Genomic DNA, 25,203 nt, shown 5'->3' on the forward strand with positions numbered 1-25,203 from the left:
ATGTCCTTGGTCTCGCGGGCCGTTAAACCCTTTGTACTCCAGGTTCGGAGGAAGCGAAACCCCTTACCGCACTTCTTTACTTTTAGGTTCAAAAGGGTGAGAAATGGACTTCATTTAGAACTCTTGTGCGCGGAGAACCCTCACGCGCGCGTGAGGGTTCACACCGCCGTCGCGCGACGCCGGCTGGCGTACCAGACGAGTCCCGCCGTGGCCGCCGCCGCTCCTATCGCGGCCGCCGCGACGAGGGCGGGGCGGGGCGGCACGGACAGGCCGGGCAGTCGCTGCTTCAGCCGGACCGGGCGGTGGAAGTCCAGGATCGGCCAGGCGCGGGCGACCGCCTCCCGGCGCAGCGCGCGGTCCGGATTCACCGCGTGGGGATGCCCGACGGACTCCAGCATCGGCACATCGGTCGCCGAGTCGCTGTAGGCGTAACAGCGGGGCAGGTCGTACCCCTCGGACGCCGCCAGCTCCTTGATCGCCTCGGCCTTCGTCGGCCCGTACGCGTAGTACTCCACCTCTCCGGTGAAGCAGCCGTCCTCGCCGACGACCATGCGGGTCGCCACGACCCGGTCGGCGCCGAGCAGTTCGCCGATCGGCTCCACGACCTCGGCGCCGGACGTGGACACGATCACGACGTCGCGACCGGCCTTGTGGTGCTCCTCGATGAGCGACGCGGCCTCGTCGTAGATGATCGGGTCGATCAGGTCGTGCAGTGTCTCGGCGACGATCTCCTTGACCTGCTGGACGTTCCAGCCGCGGCACATCGAGGACAGGTACTTGCGCATCCGTTCCATCTGGTCGTGGTCGGCTCCGCCCGCCAGGAACACGAACTGGATGTATGCGGTACGCAAGGCCGCCCTGCGGTTGATCAGTCCGCCTTGGTAGAACGACTTGCTGAAGGTGAGCGTGCTCGACTTCGCAATGACCGTCTTGTCCAGGTCGAAGAAGGCCGCTGTACGAGGCAAGGAGTGGTTTTCCACGAGGTCGAGCATAGGGCCCACCATTCGGCGTAAGGTGAGGCGCGTGGGTTTGCCTGAGAAGGCTCTCGGGTACACCATGGAAGTCACGGATCGTTCGCGACCGTGCTAACCCGGTCCGACTCCTCCCCCCCCGAGTCGGCCGTGGGGACGACCCCCGCTCTCCCCCCCGGCGGGGGTCGTCGCATGTCCGGACGGGTTTTCTCCGCTTCTGCGCGACCCCGGAACCTCCTCTGCACCGCTGATTCCGCTCTCTTCGCGTACCCATGATCCGTCACCGTGTGTAGTCGCCGTGATGCTCTGCGGAAGTCGTTGAGCGTTCACCGGTAGGCGTGAAGGCGATATTCACAGCCGCCGAGTTGTCCACAGTTTTCGACCAAGATCCACACGATTTCCGGGATCGCCGCACCGTGATTCCCACGCGCTCCGTTCGCGGCCGGTTCATGGCCGGTTCCGTTTGTCGGACGCGTTTGGCCGGTTCGTAACGGCCGTTCATATGGAGGCCGCTTGCCGGCTCTTCATACGAGCGTGAATCGCGGGGTCCTGGAGGGCCCCGCGCAAGAAGCAGCGAAGGGGGCTGGAGATCGTGGCGGGAGCCATCACCCATGACCGGCCGCCCACCGCCGAGGGGCGGCAGGGCGGACCATTGATCGTCACCGAGGACGTCGACCTTCTCGACGACCTGTTGCGCCTGTGCGCCGCGGCGGGCGCGCGGCCCGAGGTCCATCACGGGATTCCGGAACGCCGGGGGAGCTGGGAGGCGGCACCCCTCGTCCTGGTCGGCGACGACGCGGCATCGCGCGTACGGGGCGCCGTGCGGAGAAGGGGAGTGGTCCTGGTGGGCCGCGACCAGGACGATTCCGGAGTCTGGCGGCGTGCCGTCGAGATCGGCGCCGATCACGTCCTGGTGCTGCCGGACGGCGAGCAATGGCTCGTGGACCGCATCGCGGACGTGGCCGAAGGAGTCGGCAGGCCCGCCCTCACCGTCGGCGTGCTCGGCGGCCGTGGTGGGGCCGGTGCCTCCACGCTGGCCTGCGCGCTCGCCGTCACCTCCGCGCGTGAGGGGAAGCGCACTCTGCTCGTGGACGCGGACCCTCTCGGAGGCGGACTCGACGTACTCCTCGGCGGCGAGACGGCCGAGGGGCTGCGCTGGCCGGCGTTCGCGGCATCCCGCGGCAGGGTCGGCGGCGGCGCCCTGGAGGAGTCCCTGCCCAGGCTGCACTCCTTGCGCGTTCTGAGCTGGGACCGGAGCGACACGGTCACCGTTCCCCCGCAAGCGGTCCGGGCGGTACTGGCCGCCGCCAGACGGCGTGGTGGTGCGGTGGTCGTCGATCTGCCCCGCCGCATCGACGAAGGTGTCGCCGAGATCCTCGCCCAGCTCGACATGGGGCTGCTGGTGGTCCCCGCCGACCTGCGCTCGGTCGCGGCCGCCGGGCGGGTGGCGTCCGCGGTCGGCATGGTTCTGCGCGATCTGCGGATCGTGGTCCGCGGCCCCTGCGCGCCGGGCCTCGACGACCGCGAGGTCGCCCGTCTGCTCGACCTGCCCCTGGTGGGCGAACTGCCTGCGGAGTCGCTCCCGCTCGACGGCGGGCCGCCGCCGGGAAGCGCGGCGAAGGGGCCCCTGGCACGGTTCTGCGCGGCCTTCTGGCAGCGCGTTCCGGTCGAAGGAGGGGGCGTATGAACTGGGACGCGAGAAAGGAGACGAGGGTCGGCCCGCCAGGCCTCCCGCCCCCGGGGATCGAGGCGTGGGACGGACCCGGGGCCGCGCCGGACGGCGGTGCGGGGCTGCTGGACGGCGTGCGGCAGTGGCTGGCCGAGAGCGGATCCGAACCGACTCCCGCGCGCGTGGCCCAGGCGCTGCGCGAGCAGGGGCGGGTGCTCGGGGACGCCGAAGTCCTCGGCGCGGCCGAGCGGCTGCGCTCCGAACTGGTCGGCAGCGGCCCGCTGGAGCCGCTGCTCGCCGATCCGTCGGTGACCGACGTGCTCGTGTCGGCGCCCGACCGGGTCTGGGTGGACCGCGGTGGCGGCCTGGAGCTGACCTCGGTGTCCTTCCCGGACACGGCGGCCGTACGACGGCTCGCGCAACGCCTCGCGGCGGTGGCCGGCAGACGGCTCGACGACGCCCGCCCCTGGGTGGACGCAAGGCTGCCGGACGGAACCCGTCTGCACGCGGTGCTGCCACCGGTGGCCGTCGGCTCCACCTGCCTGTCGCTGCGTGTCGTGCGGCCACGCGCGTTCACCCTCGACGAACTGGTGGCGGCGGGAACGGTGCCGCCGGGTGGCGACAAGGTCCTCAGAGCACTCGTGGACGCCCGGCTGTCCTTCCTCATCAGCGGAGGCACAGGTTCGGGCAAGACGACCTTGCTCAGCGCGTTGCTGGGGCTGGTGGGTCCGGGCGAGCGGATCGTGCTCGCCGAGGACTCGGCCGAACTGCGACCCGACCATCCGCATGTGGTGCGCCTGGAAGGGCGGCCCGCCAATCAGGAGGGCGTCGGACTCGTCTCCCTCCAGGATCTCGTCCGGCAGGCCCTGCGGATGAGACCGGACCGGCTGGTGGTCGGCGAGGTGCGAGGTCCAGAGGTCGTCTCGCTGCTGGCGGCCCTGAACACAGGACATGAGGGCGGCTCGGGAACGCTCCACGCCAACGCGGCGGCGCAGGTCCCGGCCCGGCTGGAGGCCCTGGGCACCGCGGCCGGCCTCGACAGGGCCGCGCTGCACAGCCAACTCGCGGCGGCACTGTCCGTGGTCCTCCATCTCGTACGGGACCGGACCGGCCGGCGCCGGATCGCCGAGGTCCATGTGCTCGAACGAGCCCCGTCGGGGCTGGTGGTGACGGTGCCGGCACTGCGGTGGGGCGAGGACGCCTTCGCGTACGAACGGGGGTGGGAGCGGCTGCGGGAGCTCCTCCGGGCGGGAAGCCAGGAAGGCCGAACTCAGGGCGGCCGCGGGGCGATCGGCCCGGGCCGGAGGCGTCGCGAGCCGGTGGGGTCGAGCCAGGTGTGCCGCACGCCGATGGCGTCGGGTCAGGGGTGGCGCGAGCCGTTCGGGCTCGGGAGCCAGGAAGTCCTTCCGGATCGGAGGAGTACGAGGAGTCCTGCGGGAGTGGCGGACGCCGGGGTCTTCACGAAGGGCGGACGTCGGGATGCGAACGGGGAGCGGGATGAGGTTCGGTGAGATGGCGGACGCGCCGGCGGGAGCGGCCGTGGCGTGCGCCGGGATCGCGGCCTGGCTGATCGGCGGGCACGGCTCGGGCGCGCGCAGAGCGAGGATGCTGCTCGCCGGCGGCGGTGCGGCGACCGGGCCGCCTTCGTGGGAGCGGGCCCGTGTCGACTGGCTACGGCTGCGCGGGCGGCTGCGGCCCGAAGCGTGGTCCCTGGTGGCGGGAGCGGTGATCGCGGTACTGGGCGCATCGCTCGTGCCCCTGCTCCTCGGAGCCGCAGGCATGCCCCTGTTGCGCCGGGTGTGGCGAGCGGGGGAGGCCCGGCGCGAACGTGAGCGACGGGGCGACGCGGTGATCGCCCTGTGCGGCGCACTCGCGGGCGAGGTGCGGGCCGGCCGCCAGCCCGGTGAGGCACTGCTCGTGGCCGCCCGCGATTCGGACGGACTCGCCGAGGCGCAGCCGTTGGTGCTGGCCGCGGCGAGATTCGGCGGAGACGTGCCGGGCGCGCTCACCGAGGCGGCACGGCAGCCCGGTGCCGACGGACTGGTGGGGCTCGCCGCGTGCTGGCGCGTGGCCGTGGACCGGGGCGCGGGGCTCGCGGCGGGACTGGACCGGCTGGAGGGCGCGCTGCGAGCCGAGCGGGATCAAAGAGCCGACATGAGCGCCCAGTTGGCCGGGTCGCGCTCGACCGCCTTCATGCTCGCGGGCCTGCCCGTCCTCGGTCTCCTGCTCGGCACCGCGCTCGGCGCGAACCCCCTGCACGTGCTGCTGCACACGGGTCCCGGGCTGGGCTGCCTGCTGGTCGGCGGAGTGCTGGAGGGCGTGGGGATGTGGTGGGCGCTGCGGATCGTACGAGGAGCGGAGGCGGCATGAGCGCGGAAGTTGTCCACAGGCTGGGGGTACTTGTGTGCGGAGTGCTCCTGATCGGCTCGCCGGCCCGTTGGCTCGGGACGGTGAGGCGGGTGAGGAGGGTGCGTGGACGTCTGGCCGCGTTGATGCTCCCGGAACCCGAGCCGCCACCGCGGCGACACGAGGTACGGGGCTTCGGCCGGCGATGGCTGCCTCTGCTGGGTGTGGTGTGTGCCGGCTGGGTTCTGGTCGGCGGGCTCGGCGGCGTTCTGGCCGGGCTGGCGGCCGGGTTCGCAGTCCGGCGGTGGCTTCGGCGGCGGAACGCGGCGCTTCCGGAGGAGTACGACGTGGCGTCGGCCACCCGCCAACTGCCCCTCGCCGCCGACTTGGTGGCCGCCTGTATCGCCGCGGGGGCCAGTCCGGTGGCGGCCGCGCAGGCCGTCGGCGAGGCACTGGGCGGACCCGTGGGTGAGCGGCTGGCCCGGGGTGCGGCGGAGGTACGGCTCGGCGGCGAACCGGTCGACGCGTGGCGGAGGTTGGCCTCGCTGCCGGGTGCTCGGGGGCTGGCGCGCCTGTTGGAGCGGGCGGGTGATTCGGGAGTGCCGGCGGCTGTGCCGGTCGGCCGACTCGCGGCGGAGGCCCGCGCCGAGTGGGCGCGCACGGCGACGGCGAAGGCCCGCCGGGCGGCCGTCATGGTCACCGCCCCGGTGGGCCTGTGCTTCCTGCCCGCCTTCCTCGCGATTGGCGTGCTGCCCGTGGTGATCGGGCTCGCCGGCGGACTGCTGCGAGGGGGTGGTGGGTGACAGGCGGCGGAGGTGAGCGGTGAACGGCAGTGGTGAACGCGAGCGAGCGAAGTGACCGACAGGGCTGAATCTCAAGGAGGTTGACATGAGCGGGATGGCACGAGTTCTCGGATCGGCGCGAGGGCGGGGACGAGAGCAGGCGCATGAGCTGGAGGGGAAAAGGGGGCGGGAGCGGGGGCGAGGACGTGCGTGGGTGCGGGCCCGGATCGCGTCCGTCGCGGCGCGCAGGGACACGGGGATGGTCACGTCCGAGTACGCGGTGGGTGTCATCGCGGCAGTGGCCTTCGCGGCCGCGCTCTACAAGGTGGTGACGAGCGGGCAGGTCGGCGAAGAACTGCAAGGCATCGTGGGACGGGCGCTCAATGTCCAGATGTGAACACCGCAGGGGACAAGCCAAGTTGAGGGCGGGTCCGGCCTCACGCCGGGACGGTGGGTTCGTCACCGCCGAGGCCGCCGTGGTCCTGCCCTCTCTGGTGCTCGTCGGCATGGCGCTCGTCTGGGCCCTGCTCGCCGCCTCGGCGCAGATCCAGTGCGTGGACGCGGCGAGGGCGGGCGCTCGGTCGGCGGCGCGCCAGGACCCGGAGGAGGCCGTCCTGGAGACGGCCCGTCGTGCGGCCCCGCCCGCCGCGAAGGTCATGGTGGGCCGGGAAGGAGATCTGGTCCGGGTCACGGTCGGCGCGCGGACCCCCGGTCCCGCCGCTCTGTCCCTTGAACTGAAGGACGAGGCGGTGGCGCTGGCTGAGGAGACGGTGGGGGACACGGCCGCCGAGGTGGAGGGGAGATGAGGAACCGGAGCGCCGGGCCGAGCCGGTGATGGGTGTGGTCGCCTGTCGGGGTGGGCCGCCGTGCCGGGTGGCGTGCGTCTTCCGGCAGGTGGTGTGTGCCCTCCTACAGGGAGCGTGCGTCTTCCCGCAGGTGGCGTGCGTCCTCCGACAGAGGGTCCGCGACGGTGTGGACGGTGGGTGCGGTCGCCGTGCTCTGTGCCGTCTTCGGGGCGGTGCTGTCGATGGGGCAGGCCGTCGTGGTGCGGCATCGGGCCGCGGGGGCCGCGGACTTGGCGGCCCTCGCGGCGGCGGACCACTGGAGCGACGGTGGGACGGCGGCTTGCGCCCGCGCGGACCGGGTGGCCCGAGCACAGGGCGCGCGGCTCGTGCGGTGCGAGGTGGAGGGTCAGATCTCGGAGGTGACGGCGTCGTCCGGAACCGGGCCGATCACCGCCGAGGTCAGATCGAGAGCCGGGCCTGCGGGGTCGAGCGCCCCCACGTCACCCGTTCGGCCTATCCCGGCCCAACTTTCCTCCGACCGGCCGTCGGCCCTCACCCATCCGGCCTATCTGGCGTATCCGGCCCTGGCGACCCGCCCGGTCCCGGCGACCCGGCCGGCCCATCCGGCCCCGGCGACCCGCCCAGCCCTGGCACCCCGCCAGGTCCCGGCGACCCGCCCAGCCCATCTGGCCCTGGCACCCCGCCTGGACCATCCGACCGATCCAGCGCACCAAGCCTCGGCACCTCGACCGACCCATCCGGCCCTGGCGCCCCACCCGAATCAATCCTGGCCCGACCGCGTCCGCCGGACTACACGCGCCCCGATTCCTCGCCGACCGGTGTCTCCGGGCCCGGCTCCGGTGCCGCCCGAAGCAGTTCCGTGAGCAGGCGTACCGCGCCTCGCTTGTGGAGGGGGTCGTTGCCGTTACCGCATTTGGGGGACTGGATGCAGGAGGGGCAGCCGGCGTCGCACTCGCACGAGGCGATGGCCTGACGGGTGGCCGTGAGCCAGGAGCGGGCGGTGTGGAAGGCCCGCTCGGCGAATCCGGCGCCGCCCGGGTGGCCGTCGTACACGAAGACGGTGGGCAGGAGCGTGTCCGGGTGGAGCGGGACGGAGACACCGCCGATGTCCCAGCGGTCGCAGGTGGCGAACAGCGGCAGCATGCCGATCGAGGCGTGCTCGGCGGCGTGCAGGCTGCCGCCGAGGATCTCCGGGGTGATGCGGGCCGCGTCGAGCTGGTCCTCGGTGACCGTCCACCAGACGGCGCGGGTGCGGAGCGTACGGGGAGGGAGGTCGAGTTTGGTCTCGCCGAGCACTTCGCCGGTGATGACACGTCGGCGCAGGAAGGAGACGACCTGGTTGGTGACTTCCACCGAGCCGTAGCACAACCGGCCGTCGCCCCAGGGGACTTCGACGTCGGTCTCGAGGACGGCGATGGTCGTCGTGTCGCGCGCGACCGTCGAGTAGGGCGGGCTGGCCTCCTCGACCAGTGCGACGGAGTCCTCCAGGTCCAGCTTGCGCACCAGGTACGTACGGCCCTGGTGCAGGTGGACCGCGCCCTCGTGGACCGCCGTGTGCGCGGCGCCCTCGTCGACCGTGCCGAGCAGGCGGCCGGTGCCGGCCTCGACGACCTGCACCGGGCTGCCGCCGCCCCCGCGGATGTCGGTCAGGTCGACGGCCCGCTCCCGGCGGGTCCAGTGCCAGGCCGTGGCCCGGCGGCGCAGTAGCTTCGCGGCCTCCAGTTGCGGCAGCAGCCCGGCCGCGGCGGGGCCGAAGAGGTCCAGGTCCTCGTCCGTCAGCGGGATCTCGGAGGCGGCGGCGCACAGGTGGGGGGCCAGGACGTACGGGTTGTCCGGGTCGAGGACGGTGGATTCCACCGGTTGGTCGAACAGGGCCTCGGGGTGATGGACGAGGAAGGTGTCCAGCGGGTCGTCGCGGGCGACCAGGATCGCCAGGGCGCCCTCCCCGGAGCGGCCCGCGCGGCCGGCCTGCTGCCAGAGGGAGGCGCGGGTGCCGGGGTAGCCGGAGATGACGACGGCGTCGAGGCCGGAGATGTCGACGCCGAGTTCGAGGGCGGTGGTGGCGGCGAGGCCGAGGAGTTCCCCGGAGTGCAGCGCGCTCTCCAGGGCGCGGCGTTCCTCGGGGAGGTAGCCGCCGCGGTAGGCGGCGACGCGCCGGGACAGCGAGCGGTCGATCTCGGCGAGGCGTTCCTGTGCGATCAGCGCGATCAGCTCGGCGCCACGCCGGGACCGTACGAAGGAGATCGAGCGCATGCCCTGGACGGTGAGGTCGGTCAGCAGGTCGGCCGTCTCGGCGGTGGCGGTACGCCGGACGGGTGCACCTTTCTCGCCGTGCAGCTCGGTGAGAGGGGGCTCCCACAGGGCGAACACGAGTTCCCCTCGCGGGGAGGCGTCGTCGGCGACCTCGACGACGGGGAGGCCGGTCAGGCGGCGCGCGGCGACCGCGGGTTCGGCGGCGGTCGCGGAGGCCAGCAGGAAGACGGGAGAGGCGCCGTAGCGGGCGCAGAGGCGGCGCAGGCGGCGCAGGACCTGGGCGACGTGGGAGCCGAAGACGCCGCGGTAGGTGTGGCACTCGTCGATGACGACGTAGCGCAGGGCGCGCAGGAAGGAGGACCAGCGGGGGTGGGAGGGCAATATCCCGCGGTGCAGCATGTCGGGGTTGGTGAGGACGTAGTTCGCGTACTGGCGTACCCATTCGCGTTCCTCGAAGGGTGTGTCGCCGTCGTACACGGCCGGGCGGACGGCATTGCCCAGCGGTTGTGAAAGTTCCTTCACCGAACGCCGCTGGTCGGCTGCCAGGGCCTTGGTGGGGGCCAGGTACAGCGCGGTGGCACCCCGGCCGTTCGGGGCCTCCGAGCCCTCCAGGAGGGCCGTCAGGACGGGGGCGAGGTAGGCCAGGGACTTGCCGGAGGCGGTGCCGGTCGCGACGATCACCGACTCGCCGTCCAGGGCGTGCTCGGCGACCTGCGCCTGGTGGGCCCAGGGGTGTTCGATGCCCGCCGCCTGCACGGCGGCGATGACCTCGGAACGGATCCGGTCGGGCCAGACGGCATGGCGACCCGCTCGCGGGGGCAAGTGCTCCGTATGAGTGATGCGCGAAGCCCGGCTCGGCCCCGAGGCGAGCCGGTCCAGGACGGTGCTCGGCGAGGGGCGGGAAGCGGTGTCCGCCGAGGAACGATCGGATCGGTGATTCTTGGCCATCGGCATCGAGTGTGTCACTGGCGTGACGGACAATGGGCCCAAGGCGTCGTGCACGCCTGCCGGTAAGTGATTGAATGCCATCGCGGCTGGCGAACCGTCCCGGGGGCTCTGCCGAGGTGTCCCATGGGGCGACCGCTCGATAGCAAGGTGCTGGAGGATCCGTGGACCTGTCCCTGTCGACTCGCAATGTGTCCGGCCCTAACGGCGACCGTACGGTCGTCGAGGTCGGCGGCGAAATCGATGTATATACCGCGCCCAAGCTGCGAGAGCAGCTGGTCGAGCTGGTGAACGACGGTAGCTTCCACCTCGTCGTCGACATGGAGGGCGTGGACTTCCTCGACTCCACCGGTCTCGGCGTGCTGGTGGGCGGCCTGAAGCGCGTACGGGCCCATGAGGGCTCGCTGCGTCTGGTCTGCAACCAGGAGCGCATTCTGAAGATCTTCCGTATTACCGGTCTCACCAAGGTGTTCCCGATCCACACCTCGGTGGACGAGGCGGTGAACGCGACCGACTGACGGCCGGTCTCCCGGGCCGAGGGGCCCGGGTTCGCACACATCGGGGACCGGGCCCCTCGGCCCGGCCCCCAGACAGCACGCCCGTAGTTCAGAGGGGGATGCATGGCCACCGTTGAACTCCGCTTCAGCGCGCTGCCCGAGCACGTCAGGACCGCCCGTCTGGTGGCGGCAGCGGTGGCGCGCAGGGCCGGAGTGGACGAGGCCGTCCTCGACGAGGTCAGGCTCGCCGTCGGTGAGGCCTGTACTCGTGCTGTCGGACTGCACCAGAGCGGCGGTATCGCGGCGCCGGTGCACGTGACGCTGATCGAGGAGGAGAAGCAGTTCTCCATCGAGGTCGGTGACGAGGCGCCGGGTTCCGTACCCGGCGGGGCGGCGTCCGGCGCCGTCTCGGACGCGGAGGCCGAGGAGGACGAGATGGGCCTCGCGGTCATCAGCGGCCTCGTCGACGACGTTGAAGTCATCGCCGGAGAGCACGGCGGACTGATCAGGATGAGCTGGCCCACCACGCCGCCGGCCGTGGCTCTTACCTGACAGCCGTCCCTCTTGAGTTCGACCTGAAGGGCCCTACTCGGTGGGGCCCTTCGGCATGTCCGGGAAACCTGCCTCACCCTTACGGTGATCGTGCGCTCCGGTGATCGTGTATTCCGTTGATCGCGCACGGCGTTTCGTGAATTGGTTCACGATCAGTCGCGTGATAATTGGATCAAGCGTCAACGCTTCTGGGGCATTACTGCATTTGGGTCCGTGGACGCCTGTCGATCATTTGCTGAAGGGCAAGTGAAGGCTAATTCCGCTTACCGCGCACTGTTTTGATCAGGTTCCGGTACCTAGAATCCGTCCACATCTTGAGCTCAGCCCAAGCGTCAAGGAGGACGAATGGCGGGGCTTTCTACCCCTCATCAGTTTGACCACCCCACAACCTTCGCAGCCGCGGTCCTGACGGACGGCAACCGTCTCATCGTGACGGTCGTCGCGGTCGTCGCCGTGGCAGCGCTCGTGGTCGCCGGGATCCTGGTGCGCCAGGTTCTCGCGGCCGGCGAGGGCACCGACAGCATGAAGAAGATCGCGACGGCGATCCAGGAAGGCGCGAACGCCTACCTGGGACGTCAGATGCGCACGCTCGGCGTATTCGCCGTCGTGGTGTTCTTCCTGCTCATGCTGCTTCCCGCGGACGACTGGAATCAGCGCGCCGGACGATCGATCTTCTTCTTGATCGGCGCGGCGTTCTCGGCGACCACCGGCTATATCGGAATGTGGCTCGCCGTACGGAGCAATGTCCGCGTGGCCGCCGCCGCACGGGAAGCGACCCCGGCGGAGGGTGAGCCCGAAAAGGATCTCACCGCCGTCTCGCACAAAGCCATGAAGATCGCTTTCCGCACCGGTGGCGTCGTCGGCATGTTCACGGTGGGGCTCGGTCTGCTGGGCGCCTCCTGTGTGGTGCTCGTGTACGCGGCCGACGCGCCGAAGGTCCTGGAGGGCTTCGGTCTCGGCGCGGCGCTGATCGCGATGTTCATGCGTGTCGGCGGCGGCATCTTCACCAAGGCCGCCGACGTCGGTGCCGACCTGGTCGGCAAGGTCGAGCAGGGCATCCCGGAGGACGACCCGCGCAATGCCGCGACGATCGCCGACAACGTGGGCGACAACGTGGGCGACTGTGCCGGTATGGCCGCCGACCTCTTCGAGTCGTACGCCGTCACGCTCGTCGCCGCGCTGATCCTCGGCAAGGTGGCGTTCGGCGACTCCGGGCTCGCGTTCCCGCTGATCGTGCCCGCGATCGGCGTGCTCACCGCGATGATCGGCATCTTCGCGGTGGCGCCCCGGCGCTCCGACCGCAGCGGCATGTCCGCGATCAACCGCGGGTTCTTCATCTCCGCGGTGGTCTCGCTCGTCCTGGTCGCCCTCGCCGTCTTCATCTACCTTCCGGGGACCTACGGCGAACTGGACGGGGTCACGGACGCGGCGATCAAGGCCAAGGACGGTGACCCACGGGTGCTCGCACTCGTCGCCGTCGCGATCGGCATCGTGCTGGCCGCGCTCATCCAGCAGTTGACCGGCTACTTCACCGAGACCAGCCGCCGTCCCGTCCGGGACATCGGCAAGAGTTCCCTCACCGGCGCGGCCACCGTCGTCCTCGCCGGTATCTCCATCGGTCTCGAATCGGCCGTCTACACCGCCCTGTTGATCGGCCTCGGCGTGTACGGGGCGTTCCTGCTGGGCGGTACGTCGATCATGCTGGCGCTGTTCGCCGTGGCGCTCGCCGGAACGGGCCTGCTCACCACGGTCGGTGTCATCGTCGCGATGGACACCTTCGGTCCCGTCTCCGACAACGCGCAGGGCATCGCGGAGATGTCCGGCGACGTCGAGGGCGCGGGCGCGCAGGTGCTCACCGACCTGGACGCCGTCGGCAACACCACCAAGGCCATCACCAAGGGCATCGCCATCGCCACCGCCGTCCTCGCGGCCTCGGCCCTCTTCGGCTCGTACCGTGACGCGATCACCACGGCCGCGAGCGACGTGGGCCAGAAGGTCTCGGGGCCGGGCGCTCCGATGAACCTGATGATGGACATCTCACAGCCCAACAACCTGGTGGGTCTCATCGCGGGCGCCGCGGTCGTCTTCCTCTTCTCGGGGCTGGCGATCAACGCGGTGTCGCGGTCCGCCGGGGCGGTGGTCTACGAGGTGCGGCGGCAGTTCCGCGAGCACCCGGGGATCATGGACTACTCCGAGAAACCCGAGTACGGGAAAGTCGTCGACATCTGCACCAAGGACGCGCTGCGCGAACTGGCCACACCCGGTCTGCTCGCGGTGCTCACGCCGATCGCGATCGGGTTCACGCTCGGCGTCGGCGCGCTCGGTTCGTTCCTCGCGGGCGCGATCGGCACGGGCACGCTGATGGCGGTCTTCCTCGCCAACTCCGGTGGCGCGTGGGACAACGCGAAGAAGCTCGTCGAGGACGGCCACCACGGCGGCAAGGGCAGTGAGGCCCACGAGGCGACGGTGATCGGTGACACCGTCGGCGACCCGTTCAAGGACACGGCGGGCCCCGCGATCAACCCGCTGCTGAAGGTCATGAACCTGGTCTCGCTGCTGATCGCTCCGGCCATCGTCAAGTTCTCGTACGGCGACGACAAGAGCGTCGGCGTACGGGTGTTCATCGCCGTCCTCGCGCTCATCGTGATCGTGGGCTCCGTGTACGTCTCCAAGCGGCGCGGCATCGTCATGGGCGACGAGGAGGACAACGACGAAGGGGTCGCCAAGTCGGCCGACCCCGCGGTGGTTTCGTAGCGCACCGGTTCCGCGTCTGATCCGGTACGGAATTCCGTGCCGGATCAGATACGGGCCAACAGGCGGGCGCGCGGCGCGTGTTGACGTGCCGCGCGCCCGTTCTGCGTGTGTTCACGTTGTCGCCGTGAGCCTTCTCTCGCTTGGTGCAAATGGCTTCAAAAGCAGTCATAGCGGGCATTCGCCATGTGGGTGTCGCCCACATGGCGTGTATGTTCCGGGGCCGAGAGCCATGGAAGGGACCAAACCGGTGAACAAGAAGCTCGCGGTCGCACTGTCCGGCGGTGCGGTACTGGTGCTCGCTCTGTCGGGATGCGGCAGCAGCGGGGACAGTGGCAACGACAAGCTGAACTCCTGGGCCAAGCAGGTCTGTGACGCGGTGAAGCCGCAGGCGCAGAAGATCGAGGAAGCGAACGCCGCGATCCAGAAGCAGACCTCGGACAACAGCACGCCGGAAGCCGTTCAGAAGACCGACGCTCAGGCCTTCCAGGACATGTCCGACGCCTACAAGGCGATCGGCACCGCCGTCGACAACGCGGGACCGCCGGACGTCGAGGACGGCAAGACGAAGCAGACCAACGCGGTCAAGGAGCTCAACGGCATCTCCGCGCAGTACGCCGCCCTGAAGACGCAGGTCGCCAAGCTCGACACCAAGGACCAGGCCAAGTTCGCCGAGGGCCTCAAGGGCATCGCGACCCAGCTCGGCAAGCTGAGCCAGAGCGGGAACGACGCCCTGAAGAAGCTGGAGGAGGGTGACGTGGGCAAGGCGATGGCGCAGCAGGAGAGCTGCAAGTCGGCGTCCGGGTCCCCGGCGGCGGCCAACGGCTGAGGCAGTCCGCAGAGCCCGAGGAGAGCCCGGCGCGCGTGCGCGCCGGGCTCTCGGCCCGCGCGGCGCGCGCCGGCCCGCCGTCCCCAGCGGGGCCGCCGTCGACAGACGAGCCGCGGTGAGCGGAGGAGCCCCGGCCTACGGGTGAACCTCTGTCCACAGGTGGGGATGTCCACAGGCCGGGCTCTGTCCACAGGTGTGGGTGCCCGTGGGCGATAGCGGACACAATGGGAGGCGTGAGTCACACCAGCCTGTCACCGTTGCCCTCGTCCGATCACGCCGACACCACCGCCCGGCTGCGGAGCGCCCTCCTCGGGGCCTCCTTCACCGCGGACGGTCTCCTCGACCTGCTCGGTGCCCCCGCGTACGCCGCGCTGGCGCGCAGCGAGACCGTGCCCGCGCTCCGGGCGACCCGCGGAGACACACCGCTGGAGACGCTCGTCCGGCTGTTCCTGCTGCAGCAGCCCGTGCCGTACGCGCGTGTGGCGGAGGTGCTGCCCGTCGAGGACGCCCTGGAGAGCGGCTGGCTGACCCGGACGGGCGGGGACGAGGTCGTGGCGAGCGTCGACATCCGGCCCTACGGCGGGCCCGATGGCGAGGACTGGTTCATCGTGTCCGACCTCGGCTGCGCCGTCGGGGGAGCGGGCGGCATCGGCAGCCGGGACGAAGAGGTCGTCCTCGGGGTGGGAGGCGCCTCGACGACCCTCGCCGGCATCACCGTGCGCCGGCCCGTCGACTCCGCGCTCGATCTCGGCACGGGCTCCGGGATCCAGGCCCTGCACATCGCGCAGCACGCCACGCGCGTGACGGCGACCGATCTGAACCCCCGTGCCCTGCACATCGCCGCGCTCACCCTCGCGCTCTCCGGCGCACCGGCCGCGGACCTGCGCCAGGGCTCCCTCTTCGAGCCGATCCGCGCGGACGAGACGTACGACCTCATCGTCTCGAACCCGCCCTTCGTGATCTCGCCGGGCGCCCGGCTGACGTACCGCGACGGCGGAATGGGCGGCGACGATCTGTGCCGCACGCTCGTCCAGGAGGCGGGGGACCGGCTGAACGAAGGCGGGTACGCCCAGTTCCTGGCCAACTGGCAGCACGTGGAGGGCGAGGACTGGCAGGACCGGCTGCGTTCCTGGGTGCCGCGCGGCTGTGACGCGTGGATCGTGCAGCGCGAGGTGCAGGACGTCACGCAGTACGCGGAGCTGTGGTTGCGCGACTCGGGCGACCACCGGGCCGACCAGGCCGACTACCAGGCGCGGTACGACGCGTGGCTGGACGAGTTCGAGGCCCGCAAGGTGAAGGCCGTCGGCTTCGGATGGATCACCCTGCGCAGGACGACGGCGGCCGAGCCGTCGGTCACGGTGGAGGAGTGGCCGCACTCCGTCGAGCAGCCGCTCGGCGAGGCCGTACGGGAGCACTTCGACCGGGTCGACTATCTGAGACGGAACGACGACGCGGGCCTGCTCGCCGGTCACTTCAGACTGGTGGCGGAGGTCGTGCAGGAGCAGGTCGGGCTGCCCGGCGCCGAGGACCCGGAGCATGTGGTGCTGCGTCAGCACCGCGGCATGCGCAGGGCCACCAAGGTGGACACGGTCGGCGCGGGCTTCGCCGGCGTGTGCGACGGCACACTGAGCGCGGGCCGGATCCTCGACGCCATCGCCCAACTGGTCGGTGAGGACCCGGTATTGCTGCGGGACCGCACGCCCGCCCAGATCCGCTTGCTGGTCGAGCAGGGATTCCTGGAGCCGGTCGAATAAACGGGGGGTTCGCTGTCGGCCGCCCGGGAGGGGAAACCGGCCAACCTCCGGGCGGCCTCACCGGCGCCGCAATCACCCGCAGCAGTTACCCGGCGTAACCGTCCGGCTCGGACAGATACGGGCCGGACAGCCGATATGAATGGCCGGCCCGCATGACGGATATGGATGGGCGGACGGACGCCGACGCCGACGCCGACGCGGACACGGACTCCGGTCACAGCGAAGGCGTCCGTGGAAAGGACGAGAAAAAGAGACGAGAGCGAGGAGGAAAGGGACCGGCTGCGAGGGAGGGCGACTCCGTGGCGGCGGGTCGAGGCTGGATCGGGTCGAGGCGGGATCGAGGGGAGCCGGGAGCGGGCGGAGCGCCGCGCGGAGGCTGCCGGCCATCGGCGGGACGGGGCGGGAACGACGGATTCGCCACAGTCGGGGGCGTGGGAGGCCGCGTCCGCGGACACCGGGCGGCGGGGTGGATCCCCGTGTCGGGTGCTGCGTGAGGGGCCCATGGGGCACCGGTTGCCTGGTGTTCACCGTGGGTTCGTACGCCCGCTGCCGGGGCGTGTCAGCGTCCCGAGCCTGGGGACCCGGGGTGAGAGGACAGAGCCATGGAAAGCGGGCCGGCGATCTTCGCGGGGATGGTGTTCGCCCTGTTCGGAGGCGGAATCCTGGCCTGGACGGTGGTCCGGGTACGGCAGGGCGAGCCGGTCGCCCACGGTGTGAACCGCGTCGCATCGGCGACCCTCGCGAGCGTCGCCGGAAGCGGGGCACTGGTGCTCGCCGTGTGGTGCTTCACGCGCCTGTGAGACCGTGCGTGAGCAGCACGCCTCGGGTAACTGGGAAGTTACCCTCCGGATAGGCCCGGAAGAGCGGGTCGACACTCCGGGCGGCAGGAATGGCGGTAGTCGGGTTACCGTTCGAGTGGCCGTTGCGGGCTTTTCCCGTTTGACACGGGGGCGGGATGTACCGTCACACTCCGCAGCGTCAGCATGACCCGACCTCTCGGGAGCCAGGCCCCGAGGAGATTCCGCGTCGACCGGAGAGAAGAGCGAAGTTGTCCCCGACCAGCGACACCGCACACGGCGGCCGCCGACTCGTCATCGTCGAGTCGCCTGCCAAGGCGAAGACGATCAAGGGCTACCTCGGCCCCGGATATGTCGTCGAAGCGAGCGTCGGGCACATCCGCGACCTCCCCAACGGCGCCGCGGAGGTGCCTGAGAAGTACACCGGCGAGGTCCGCCGCCTCGGTGTGGACGTCGAACACGACTTCCAGCCGATCTATGTGGTCAACGCCGACAAGAAGGCTCAGGTCAAGAAGCTCAAGGACCTGCTGAAGGACTCCGACGAACTCTTCCTCGCCACCGATGAGGACCGCGAGGGCGAGGCCATCGCGTGGCACCTCCTAGAGGTCCTGAAGCCCAAGGTTCCCGTCCACCGGATGGTCTTCCACGAGATCACCAAGGACGCGATCCGCAGCGCCGTCGCCAACCCGCGCGAGCTGAACAAGCGCATGGTCGACGCGCAGGAGACCCGCCGCATCCTCGACCGTCTCTACGGCTACGAGGTCTCGCCGGTCCTGTGGAAGAAGGTCATGCCGCGCCTGTCGGCCGGCCGTGTCCAGTCCGTGGCGACCCGGCTCGTCGTCGAGCGGGAGCGCGAGCGCATCGCGTTCCGTTCCGCCGAGTACTGGGACCTGACCGGCACCTTCGGCACCGGCCGCACCGGTGACGCGAGCGACCCGTCCACCCTCGTCGCGCGGCTGACCGCCGTCGACGGCAAGCGCGTCGCCCAGGGCCGCGACTTCGACTCGCTCGGCCAGATCAAGGGCGCGAACACGCTCCACCTGGACGAGACGAACGCCCGCGCGCTCGCCGCCGCCCTGGCGGACACGGACTTCGCGGTCCGCTCGGTCGAGTCCAAGCCCTACCGCCGCTCGCCGTACGCCCCGTTCCGTACGACGACGCTCCAGCAGGAGGCCTCGCGCAAGCTCGGCTTCGGCGCGAAGGCGACCATGCAGGTGGCGCAGAAGCTGTACGAGAACGGCTTCATCACCTATATGCGTACGGACTCCACGACCCTGTCGGACACGGCCGTCACGGCCGCCCGCGCCCAGGTCACCCAGCTCTACGGCGCCGACTACCTGCCGGCCCAGCCGCGTACGTACGCCGGGAAGGTCAAGAACGCGCAGGAGGCGCACGAGGCGATCCGCCCCTCGGGTGATCGTTTCCGCACCCCCGCCGAGACCGGACTGACCGGCGACCAGTTCAAGCTGTACGAGCTGATCTGGAAGCGCACCGTCGCCTCCCAGATGAAGGACGCGGTCGGCAACTCCGTGACCGTGAAGATCGCGGGCACGTCCGCCGACGGCCGGGACGCCGAGTTCAGCGCGTCCGGCAAGACGATCACCTTCCACGGCTTCCTGAAGGCCTACGTCGAGGGCGCGGACGACCCGAACGCCGAGCTCGACGACCGTGAGCGCCGTCTGCCGCAGGTCGGCGAGGGCGACCCGCTGTCGGCCGAGCAGATCACGGTGGACGGCCACGCCACCAAGCCGCCGGCCCGCTACACCGAGGCCTCCCTGGTCAAGGAGCTCGAAGAGCGCGAGATCGGCCGCCCGTCGACGTACGCGTCGATCATCGGCACGATCCTCGACCGCGGCTACGTCTTCAAGAAGGGGACGGCCCTGGTGCCCTCCTTCCTGTCGTTCGCCGTGGTCAACCTCCTGGAGAAGCACTTCGGGCGGCTCGTCGACTACGACTTCACCGCCAAGATGGAGGACGACCTCGACCGCATCGCCCGCGGTGAGGCGCAGGCCGTGCCGTGGCTCAGGCGCTTCTACTTCGGCGAGGGCGACGCGGCCGGCGCCGCCGAGGCCGGAAACGGCGACGGCGACCACCTGGGCGGTCTCAAGGAGCTCGTCACCGACCTGGGCGCCATCGACGCCCGCGAGGTCTCCTCGTTCCCGGTCGGCAACTCCATCGTGCTGCGCGTCGGCCGCTACGGCCCGTACGTCGAGCGCGGGGAGAAGGACGACGAGAACCACCAGCGCGCCGACGTCCCCGAGGACCTGGCCCCGGACGAGCTGACCGTCGAACTCGCCGAGGAACTGCTCGCCAAGCCGAGCGGTGACTTCGAGCTCGGCGCCGACCCGCAGACGGGTCACCAGATCATCGCCAGGGACGGCCGCTACGGCCCGTACGTCACCGAGGTGCTCCCCGAGGGCACCCCGAAGACGGGCAAGAACGCCGTCAAGCCGCGTACGGCCTCGCTGTTCAAGTCGATGGCGCTGGACACGGTGACCCTGGACGACGCCCTCAAGCTGATGTCCCTGCCGCGCGTCGTCGGCACGGACGCCGAAGGTGTCGAGATCACCGCGCAGAACGGCCGCTACGGTCCGTACCTGAAGAAGGGCACGGACTCGCGCTCGCTCACCGCCGAGGACCAGCTCTTCACCATCACGCTGGAAGAGGCGCTGGAGATCTACTCCCAGCCCAAGCAGCGGGGCCGCGCGGCCGCCAAGCCGCCGCTGAAGGAACTGGGCACCGACCCGGTCAGCGAGAAGCCCGTCGTGGTCAAGGACGGCCGCTTCGGTCCGTACGTCACCGACGGCGAGACGAACGCGACCCTGCGCTCCGGCGACAGCGTCGAGGACATCACGCCGGAGCGCGGCTACGAGCTGCTCGCCGAGAAGCGTGCCAAGGGTCCGGCCAAGAAGACCGCGAAGAAGACGGCGGCCAAGAAGGCGCCCGCGAAGAAGGCGCCGGCCAAGAAGACCGCCGCCAAGAAGACGACGGCTTCGAAGACGACGGCGGCCAAGAAGGCGCCCGCCAAGAAGACCGCCGCGAAGAAGACGGCTGCCTCGGAAGGCTGAGCCGACGGGACCGATCCGTCGGTCCAGGTGACGTGACGGAAAAGCGGACGCCCCTACACCATTTCGTGTAGGGGCGTCCGTATGTTCGGGCAGCACCTCGGGGAGTCAGTGGGTCCGGATAGGCTTGCAGGATGACGCGAGCCGAGCAGCCAACGGCCCACAATTGGGCCCCCGACGAAGCCCTGGTCGCGGATTCGCGCGAGCGTGCCGTCCGCGCACTGCTGAGGCAACCGCAGTTGAAGCGGTTGTGGAGCGCACACCTCGTGGGAGGTGTCGCGGACGTCCTGTCCCTGCTTGTCCTGGTCGTCCTCGCGCTCCAGGCGGCGATCTCCGAGGGCTCCTTCGGTGGCGGCGCCCGCGGGGCCGCCCTCGCCGTGGCGGCCGTCTTCGGGGCGCGCGTCCTCGCGACGCTGCTCTTCGGAGCCGTGCTCCTTGGACCCCTCACATCGCTCACGTCGCACGAGGGACCGCTCGACCGGCGCTGGACCATGCTCGTGGCCGACGGCCTGCGGGCCGCGCTCCTGATCGTCGCGCCCCTGTTCATCGACTGGACCCCGGACAACGCGCTCGCGGTGCTCCTGGTCATCGTCTTCGTGTCCGGGGTCGCCGAGCGGTTCTGGACGGTGTGCCGGGAGAGCGCGGCACCCGCGCTGCTGCCCGCGCCGCCGCTGGAGGGCGCCACCGTGCGCCCGCTGCCGGACCACATGGACGCCCTGCGGCGGCTGTCCCTGCGCACCGCGTTCGTCGCGGTGCCGATCGCGGCCCTCGCCCTGGTCGCCGTCTCCCTCGTCAGCAACATGCTGGGCGCCGGGATCGACTGGTTCCACCTGCACCAGGTGGCGCTCGCCTCGTACGTGGCGGCCGGACTGTTCGCGGCCTCGCTGTCCGTGATCACCTTCCTCGAACTGCCCGACGCGCGCACCCCGCGCGCGCGGTCGCCGCTCGAAGGACTGCGCCGCCCGAAGACGGGCACCGCGGGCGACAAGGGCCGCACGGGCGCGATCCCGCTCCTCGTGCCGGCCTGCGCCGCCGTCGCCGGGGCGATCGCGGCGGCCGTCGCCGTCGCCGTGCTGGACGCCATCGACCTGGGCGGCGGACCGGTGACGTACGGACTGCTGGTGCTGGCGCTGACCGGCGGCGTCGTCGCCGGTATCCGCACGGCCCCCTCGCTGCTCCCGTCGCTGTCGCGGCGCCGGCTGCTCGCCCTCGCGATCGCCTTCACCGGCATCACGCTGCTGGCCGCGGGCCTCGTCCCGGACGTCACCACCGTGCTGCTGATCCTCGCCTTCGCCGGCGTGGGCGCGGGTGTCGCCGCCAACACCGGGCACGCGCTGCTCGACCAGGAGACCGAGGACCACCGGCGGGCCCGCACCACCGAGCACCTGCACGCGGTCGTACGGGTCTTCGTCGCGGTCGGCGCGATCGTGGCGCCCCTGGTGGCCGCGGCGATCGGCCCGCACCGGCTGGAAAGCGGCAAGTTCGTGTTCGCGCACGGCGGCGCCGCCTTCACCCTGATGCTGGTCGGCGCGCTCCTGCTGCCGGTCGCGGCCCTCGTGCTCGCCAAGGTCGACGACCGTTCCGGCGTGCCGCTGCGCAAGGACCTGCTCGACGCCCTGCGCGGCGGCGACGACCCGGCGCAGGTGCCCGCCACCAGCGGCTTCTTCATCGCCCTGGAGGGCGGCGACGGAGCCGGCAAGTCCACCCAGGCCCAGGCACTCGCCGACTGGATCCGCGCCAAGGGCCACGAGGTCGTCGTGACCCGTGAGCCGGGCGCCACGCCCGTCGGCAAGCGGCTGCGCTCGATCCTCCTCGACGTGTCGTCCGCGGGCCTCTCGCACCGCGCCGAGGCCCTGCTGTACGCCGCCGACCGCGCGGAGCACGTCGACACGGTCGTACGTCCCGCGCTGGAGCGGGGCGCCATCGTCATCTCCGACCGCTACATCGACTCGTCCGTGGCCTACCAGGGCGCGGGCCGCGATCTGTCCCCCACGGAGATCGCCCGGATCAACCGCTGGGCGACGGACGGGCTCGTACCGCATCTGACCGTCCTGCTGGACGTGTCGCCCGAAGCCGCCCGCGAGCGGTTCACCGAGGCGCCCGACCGGCTGGAGTCGGAGCCGGTCGAGTTCCACGCGCGCGTGCGGTCCGGTTTCCTGACGCTCGCCGCCGCCGACCCGGGGCGCTACCTGGTCGTCGACGCAGCGCAGGAGCCCGAGGCCGTCACCACCGTCGTACGGCACCGGCTCGACGTGATGCTGCCCCTCTCCGAGGCCGAGGTGAAGGCCCAGGAGGAGGCGCGCAGGGCGGCCGAGGAGGAGGCCCGTCGCAAGGCCGAGGAAGAGGCCGCCCGCAAGGCGGAGGAGGAACGCCTGGAGCGTGAGCGCCAGGCCCAGCTCGCGAAGCTGCGCGCCGAGGAGGAGGAGCGCAAGCAGCGCGAGCTGGAGGAGGCCCAGCGGCGTGAGGCCGAGCGCCAGGCGGAGGAGGCCCGGCAGCGTGCCGAGGAGGCCCGCCGCCGCGCCGAGGAGGAGCGGCTCCGGCTTCTGGCCGAGGAGGAGGCGCGCGCCGCGGAGCAGGAGCGGGCTCGCAGGCAGGCCGAGGAGGAGGCGCGGCTGCGCGCCGAGGCCGAGGAACGCCGTCTGGAGAAGCAGCGGAAGGCCGAGGAGGCGCTGCTGCGGGCCGAGGAGGCCCGGCGGCTCGCAGCGGAGGCCGCCGCCGCTTCGGCGGCCGCGGCGGCTTCGGCCGAGGCCGCGGTGTCGAGTGCCGGGACGGCCCCGAAGCCGGCCGGTCCGACGGGTTCGCAGTCCGGATCCGGGAAGGTGGCCGAGGCCGGTGAGGCCTCGAAGCGCTCGGCGACTCCGCCGGCGTCCCCCGCCGCTCCCTCGAAGCCTTCCTGGGCTGCGGTGTCGTCCGGGGCCGCGGCGCCTTCCGCGCCGGACAACCAGCCGACGGTGCCGACGCCGGTCGTGACCGACCCGAGGGCGGCCGACGAGACGGCCGTGCTTCCGCCCGTACGACCCGGTGGTGAGAGCCGCTCGGGTGGTCGTTCGGGGTCCCGCTCGGACGTCGAGGACACGGCCACGCTGCCCAAGCCGCCGGTTCCCGGCGGTGCGGCGGACGAGACGGCGGTGCTGCCGGCCGTCTCCCCCGACCCGGGTGCGGCCGACGAGACGGCCGTGCTTCCGCCGGTACGGGACAGGGGTGCGGGGAGCCGGGGCGACGCGCCGTCCGGGAACCCGACGGACCGGATGCCCCGGGGCTTCTTCCGCGACGAGCGGCCGGCGGCGGGGCCCGAGGGTCCCTCCGACCGCACGCGGGAACTGCCGCAGGTGGACGAGACGGGCGCTCCGCGCCGCAGGCCCCGCCCCGACTGGGCCGAGGAGACCCCGCTCGACGACCTCCCGACCCTGGCGGACGAACTGCTGGGCCCGCGCGACGAGGAGGACGACTGGGACGAGGGCCCGGGCCGCGGGCGGGGCGGGCGGCGACGCTAGGCGGGTCGGCGGGTCTGTGATCAGGCGGGTCGCCGGTGGGCGGTCTGCCGGTCGCCGGGTCTGCGGTCGGCGTTCGGCGGGTCTGGCTGGTCCGGTCGGTCCGATGGGTCCTTTGGTCCGCCCGTTGGTGAGTCCGGTCGTCGGCCGTCGGCGGGTCCGGCGGGTTTCCTCCGCGGCCCTGGTGGTTCGGTGTGTGGCTCCGGCGGGCCGGTGGTCCGGCGGGCGGCCTCGGTGGGGCCGGTGGTCCGGCGGGCGGCCTCGGTGGGGCCGGTGGTCCGGCGGGTGGTCCCCGTTGTCAGTGGCGACCCGCACAATGGACGACGCGAGGCAAAGTGCGACGGAAGGGGCGGAGCCCATGCCTGTGTGGGACGACCTGGTGGGCCAGGAGAAGGTGAGCGAGCAGCTCGCCGCCGCGGCCCGGGACGCCGACGCCCTCGTCACGGCCGTCGCCGCGCAAGCCACGCTCCCCGAGGCGTCGAAGATGACGCACGCCTGGCTGTTCACGGGCCCGCCCGGCTCGGGCCGCTCCACGGCCGCGCGCGCCTTCGCGGCCGCGTTGCAGTGCGTGAGCCCCGACCGCGCGCTCGGCGGGATCCCCGGCTGCGGGTTCTGCGACGGCTGTCATACGAGCTTGGTCGGCACCCACGCCGACGTGCAGATCGTCCGGACCGACCTGCTCTCCATCGGCGTCAAGGAGACCCGCGACCTGGTCCGCCGCGCCCAGCTCTCCCCGGCCGGCGGGCGCTGGCAGGTCATCGTCCTCGAGGACGCGGACCGTCTCACGGAGGGTGCGGGCAACGTCCTGCTCAAAGCCGTCGAGGAGCCCGCTCCCCGCACGGTCTGGCTGCTGTGCGCGCCGTCCATCGAAGACGTGCTGCCCACCATCCGCTCCCGCTGCAGGCTGCTCACGCTGCGTACCCCGCCGGTCGATGCCGTCGCCGACATCCTTGTCCGCCGTGACGGCATCGAGCCCGCCGTGGCGGCGGCCGCCGCGCGCGCGACGCAGGGCCACATCGGGCGGGCCCGCCGCCTGGCGACGGACCCGAGCGCCCGGCAGCGCCGGGCCGCCGTCCTCAAGCTCCCGCTGCGGGTCGACGACGTCGGCGGCTGTCTCAAGGCGGCCCAGGAACTGATCGACACGGCGGCGGAGGACGCGAAGCAGCTCGCCGAGGAGGTCGACGTCAAGGAGACCGAGGACCTGAAGGCGGCCCTTGGCGCGGCGCAGGGTGGCCGGATGCCCAGGGGCACGGCGGGCGTGATGAAGGAGCTGGAGGACCGGCAGAAGCGCCGAAGAACCCGTACGCAGCGCGACAGCCTGGACCTCGCCCTGATCGACCTCACCGGCTTCTACCGCGACGTCCTGGCCCTTCAGCTCGGCTCCCGCCTGGCCATCGCCAACGCGGAGTCGGAGGACGCGCTGGAGCGGTTGGCCCGTGGCAGCTCGCCGGAGTCGACGCTGCGCCGCATCGACGCGATCGCCGCGTGCCGCGAGGCACTCGACCGGAACGTCGCTCCGCTGCTGGCGGTGGAGGCGATGACGCTGGCGCTCCGCGCGGGCTGATCCCGGCGCGCCGACCCGACTCGAGACGGGGGAGATCCGTCCGGGTCCGGCCGTCGCGGTGGGCGGGGAGCGATCCGCTCGGTGTAGACCTGGGTAGGAAAGCGACCTGCCTGGCTCGTGTCGGGCGACCG

16 protein-coding genes and 2 pseudogenes are annotated in these 25,203 nt (G+C 71.7%); 16 read left to right on the forward strand and 2 right to left on the reverse strand.

The genetic code is table 11. From position 1 onward, the window contains the following. Positions 1-158 precede the first annotated feature (158 nt). A complete protein-coding gene (locus ACFRIC_RS13420) occupies positions 159-992 on the reverse strand; it encodes an HAD family hydrolase (RefSeq protein ID WP_382783913.1) in 834 nt (277 codons plus the stop codon). A gap of 571 nt (positions 993-1,563) precedes the next feature. Here ACFRIC_RS13420 and ssd point away from each other — a divergent pair. From ssd to ACFRIC_RS13455, 7 genes and pseudogenes are all read left to right on the forward strand, one after another. Continuing rightward, positions 1,564-2,658 carry a septum site-determining protein Ssd gene (gene ssd / locus ACFRIC_RS13425; protein ID WP_382783916.1) on the forward strand — a complete coding sequence of 365 codons (1,095 nt, stop codon included), beginning with the start codon at positions 1,564-1,566 and terminating at the stop codon, positions 2,656-2,658. Beyond that, a pseudogene (locus ACFRIC_RS13430) lies at positions 2,655-3,920 on the forward strand (TadA family conjugal transfer-associated ATPase); the annotation flags it as partial. The gene ssd and the pseudogene ACFRIC_RS13430, both read left to right, overlap by 4 nt. A 217-nt stretch (positions 3,921-4,137) precedes the next feature. Continuing rightward, positions 4,138-5,010 (forward strand): type II secretion system F family protein, encoded by an 873-nt coding sequence (locus tag ACFRIC_RS13435; protein ID WP_382783920.1) that lies wholly within the window; start codon positions 4,138-4,140, stop codon positions 5,008-5,010. Next, the gene (locus ACFRIC_RS13440) at positions 5,007-5,789 is read left to right on the forward strand and encodes a type II secretion system F family protein (RefSeq protein ID WP_382783921.1); all 783 of its coding nucleotides are present in this window, start codon (positions 5,007-5,009) and stop codon (positions 5,787-5,789) included. Before ACFRIC_RS13435 ends, ACFRIC_RS13440 begins: the two co-directional genes overlap by 4 nt. Positions 5,790-6,027: 238 nt before the next feature. Then, a complete protein-coding gene (locus ACFRIC_RS13445; protein ID WP_382783924.1) occupies positions 6,028-6,165 on the forward strand; it encodes a DUF4244 domain-containing protein in 138 nt (45 codons plus the stop codon). Further along, entirely contained in the window at positions 6,152-6,574 is a 423-nt protein-coding gene (locus ACFRIC_RS13450; RefSeq protein ID WP_382783927.1) for a TadE family type IV pilus minor pilin, read from the forward strand. The genes ACFRIC_RS13445 and ACFRIC_RS13450 overlap by 14 nt, the downstream gene beginning before the upstream one ends. A 95-nt stretch (positions 6,575-6,669) precedes the next feature. Then, a pseudogene (locus ACFRIC_RS13455) lies at positions 6,670-7,068 on the forward strand (Rv3654c family TadE-like protein); the annotation flags it as partial. A 295-nt stretch (positions 7,069-7,363) separates the two neighbouring features. Here the strand turns inward: ACFRIC_RS13455 and ACFRIC_RS13460 are convergent. After that, complete coding sequence (locus ACFRIC_RS13460; RefSeq protein WP_382783930.1) at positions 7,364-9,856, reverse strand: DEAD/DEAH box helicase; 2,493 nt, start codon at positions 9,854-9,856, stop codon at positions 7,364-7,366. 80 nt (positions 9,857-9,936) lie between these two features. Between ACFRIC_RS13460 and bldG the strand changes: the two genes are divergently transcribed. From bldG to ACFRIC_RS13505, 9 genes are all read left to right on the forward strand, one after another. Beyond that, positions 9,937-10,290 (forward strand): anti-sigma factor antagonist BldG, encoded by a 354-nt coding sequence (gene bldG / locus ACFRIC_RS13465; RefSeq protein WP_037625427.1) that lies wholly within the window; start codon positions 9,937-9,939, stop codon positions 10,288-10,290. 102 nt (positions 10,291-10,392) lie between these two features. Continuing rightward, positions 10,393-10,821 (forward strand): ATP-binding protein, encoded by a 429-nt coding sequence (locus tag ACFRIC_RS13470; RefSeq protein ID WP_382783934.1) that lies wholly within the window; start codon positions 10,393-10,395, stop codon positions 10,819-10,821. A 345-nt stretch (positions 10,822-11,166) separates the two neighbouring features. Continuing rightward, positions 11,167-13,575 (forward strand): sodium-translocating pyrophosphatase, encoded by a 2,409-nt coding sequence (locus tag ACFRIC_RS13475; protein ID WP_382783937.1) that lies wholly within the window; start codon positions 11,167-11,169, stop codon positions 13,573-13,575. Between the two features lie 229 nt (positions 13,576-13,804). After that, positions 13,805-14,401, forward strand: a complete 597-nt coding sequence (locus ACFRIC_RS13480) for a small secreted protein (protein WP_382783940.1) — start codon at positions 13,805-13,807, stop codon at positions 14,399-14,401. Between the two features lie 224 nt (positions 14,402-14,625). Then, positions 14,626-16,155 carry a methyltransferase gene (locus tag ACFRIC_RS13485; RefSeq protein WP_382783943.1) on the forward strand — a complete coding sequence of 510 codons (1,530 nt, stop codon included), beginning with the start codon at positions 14,626-14,628 and terminating at the stop codon, positions 16,153-16,155. A gap of 602 nt (positions 16,156-16,757) precedes the next feature. After that, positions 16,758-16,955 (forward strand): hypothetical protein, encoded by a 198-nt coding sequence (locus ACFRIC_RS13490; RefSeq protein ID WP_382783945.1) that lies wholly within the window; start codon positions 16,758-16,760, stop codon positions 16,953-16,955. A 248-nt stretch (positions 16,956-17,203) separates the two neighbouring features. Next, positions 17,204-20,020, forward strand: a complete 2,817-nt coding sequence (gene topA, locus ACFRIC_RS13495) for a type I DNA topoisomerase (protein WP_382783947.1) — start codon at positions 17,204-17,206, stop codon at positions 20,018-20,020. Between the two features lie 131 nt (positions 20,021-20,151). Beyond that, the gene (gene tmk, locus ACFRIC_RS13500) at positions 20,152-23,511 is read left to right on the forward strand and encodes a dTMP kinase (RefSeq protein WP_382783950.1); all 3,360 of its coding nucleotides are present in this window, start codon (positions 20,152-20,154) and stop codon (positions 23,509-23,511) included. A gap of 355 nt (positions 23,512-23,866) precedes the next feature. Continuing rightward, complete coding sequence (locus tag ACFRIC_RS13505) at positions 23,867-25,072, forward strand: DNA polymerase III subunit delta' (protein ID WP_382783953.1); 1,206 nt, start codon at positions 23,867-23,869, stop codon at positions 25,070-25,072. The last annotated feature ends 131 nt before the right edge of the window (positions 25,073-25,203 follow it).

The sequence above is a fragment of the Streptomyces sp. NPDC056738 genome (genome assembly GCF_042790435.1).
In the GTDB taxonomy this organism is placed as follows: Bacteria; Actinomycetota; Actinomycetes; order Streptomycetales; family Streptomycetaceae; genus Streptomyces.

Bases quoted from the DNA above. Each gene is read 5' to 3' on its own strand.
- ACFRIC_RS13490 (WP_382783945.1), top strand. From the start codon at position 16,758: ATGGAAAGCGGGCCGGCGATCTTCGCGGGGATGGTGTTCGCCCTGTTC.
- ACFRIC_RS13440 (WP_382783921.1), top strand. From the start codon at position 5,007: ATGAGCGCGGAAGTTGTCCACAGGCTGGGGGTACTTGTGTGCGGAGTG.
- ACFRIC_RS13470 (WP_382783934.1), top strand. From the start codon at position 10,393: ATGGCCACCGTTGAACTCCGCTTCAGCGCGCTGCCCGAGCACGTCAGG.
- ACFRIC_RS13505 (WP_382783953.1), top strand. From the start codon at position 23,867: ATGCCTGTGTGGGACGACCTGGTGGGCCAGGAGAAGGTGAGCGAGCAG.
- ACFRIC_RS13460 (WP_382783930.1), bottom strand. From the start codon at position 9,856: ATGGCATTCAATCACTTACCGGCAGGCGTGCACGACGCCTTGGGCCCA.
- ACFRIC_RS13485 (WP_382783943.1), top strand. From the start codon at position 14,626: ATGGGAGGCGTGAGTCACACCAGCCTGTCACCGTTGCCCTCGTCCGAT.
- ACFRIC_RS13475 (WP_382783937.1), top strand. From the start codon at position 11,167: ATGGCGGGGCTTTCTACCCCTCATCAGTTTGACCACCCCACAACCTTC.
- ACFRIC_RS13450 (WP_382783927.1), top strand. From the start codon at position 6,152: ATGTCCAGATGTGAACACCGCAGGGGACAAGCCAAGTTGAGGGCGGGT.
- tmk (WP_382783950.1), top strand. From the start codon at position 20,152: ATGACGCGAGCCGAGCAGCCAACGGCCCACAATTGGGCCCCCGACGAA.
- ACFRIC_RS13480 (WP_382783940.1), top strand. From the start codon at position 13,805: ATGGAAGGGACCAAACCGGTGAACAAGAAGCTCGCGGTCGCACTGTCC.
- ACFRIC_RS13445 (WP_382783924.1), top strand. From the start codon at position 6,028: ATGGTCACGTCCGAGTACGCGGTGGGTGTCATCGCGGCAGTGGCCTTC.
- ACFRIC_RS13435 (WP_382783920.1), top strand. From the start codon at position 4,138: ATGAGGTTCGGTGAGATGGCGGACGCGCCGGCGGGAGCGGCCGTGGCG.
- ACFRIC_RS13420 (WP_382783913.1), bottom strand. From the start codon at position 992: ATGCTCGACCTCGTGGAAAACCACTCCTTGCCTCGTACAGCGGCCTTC.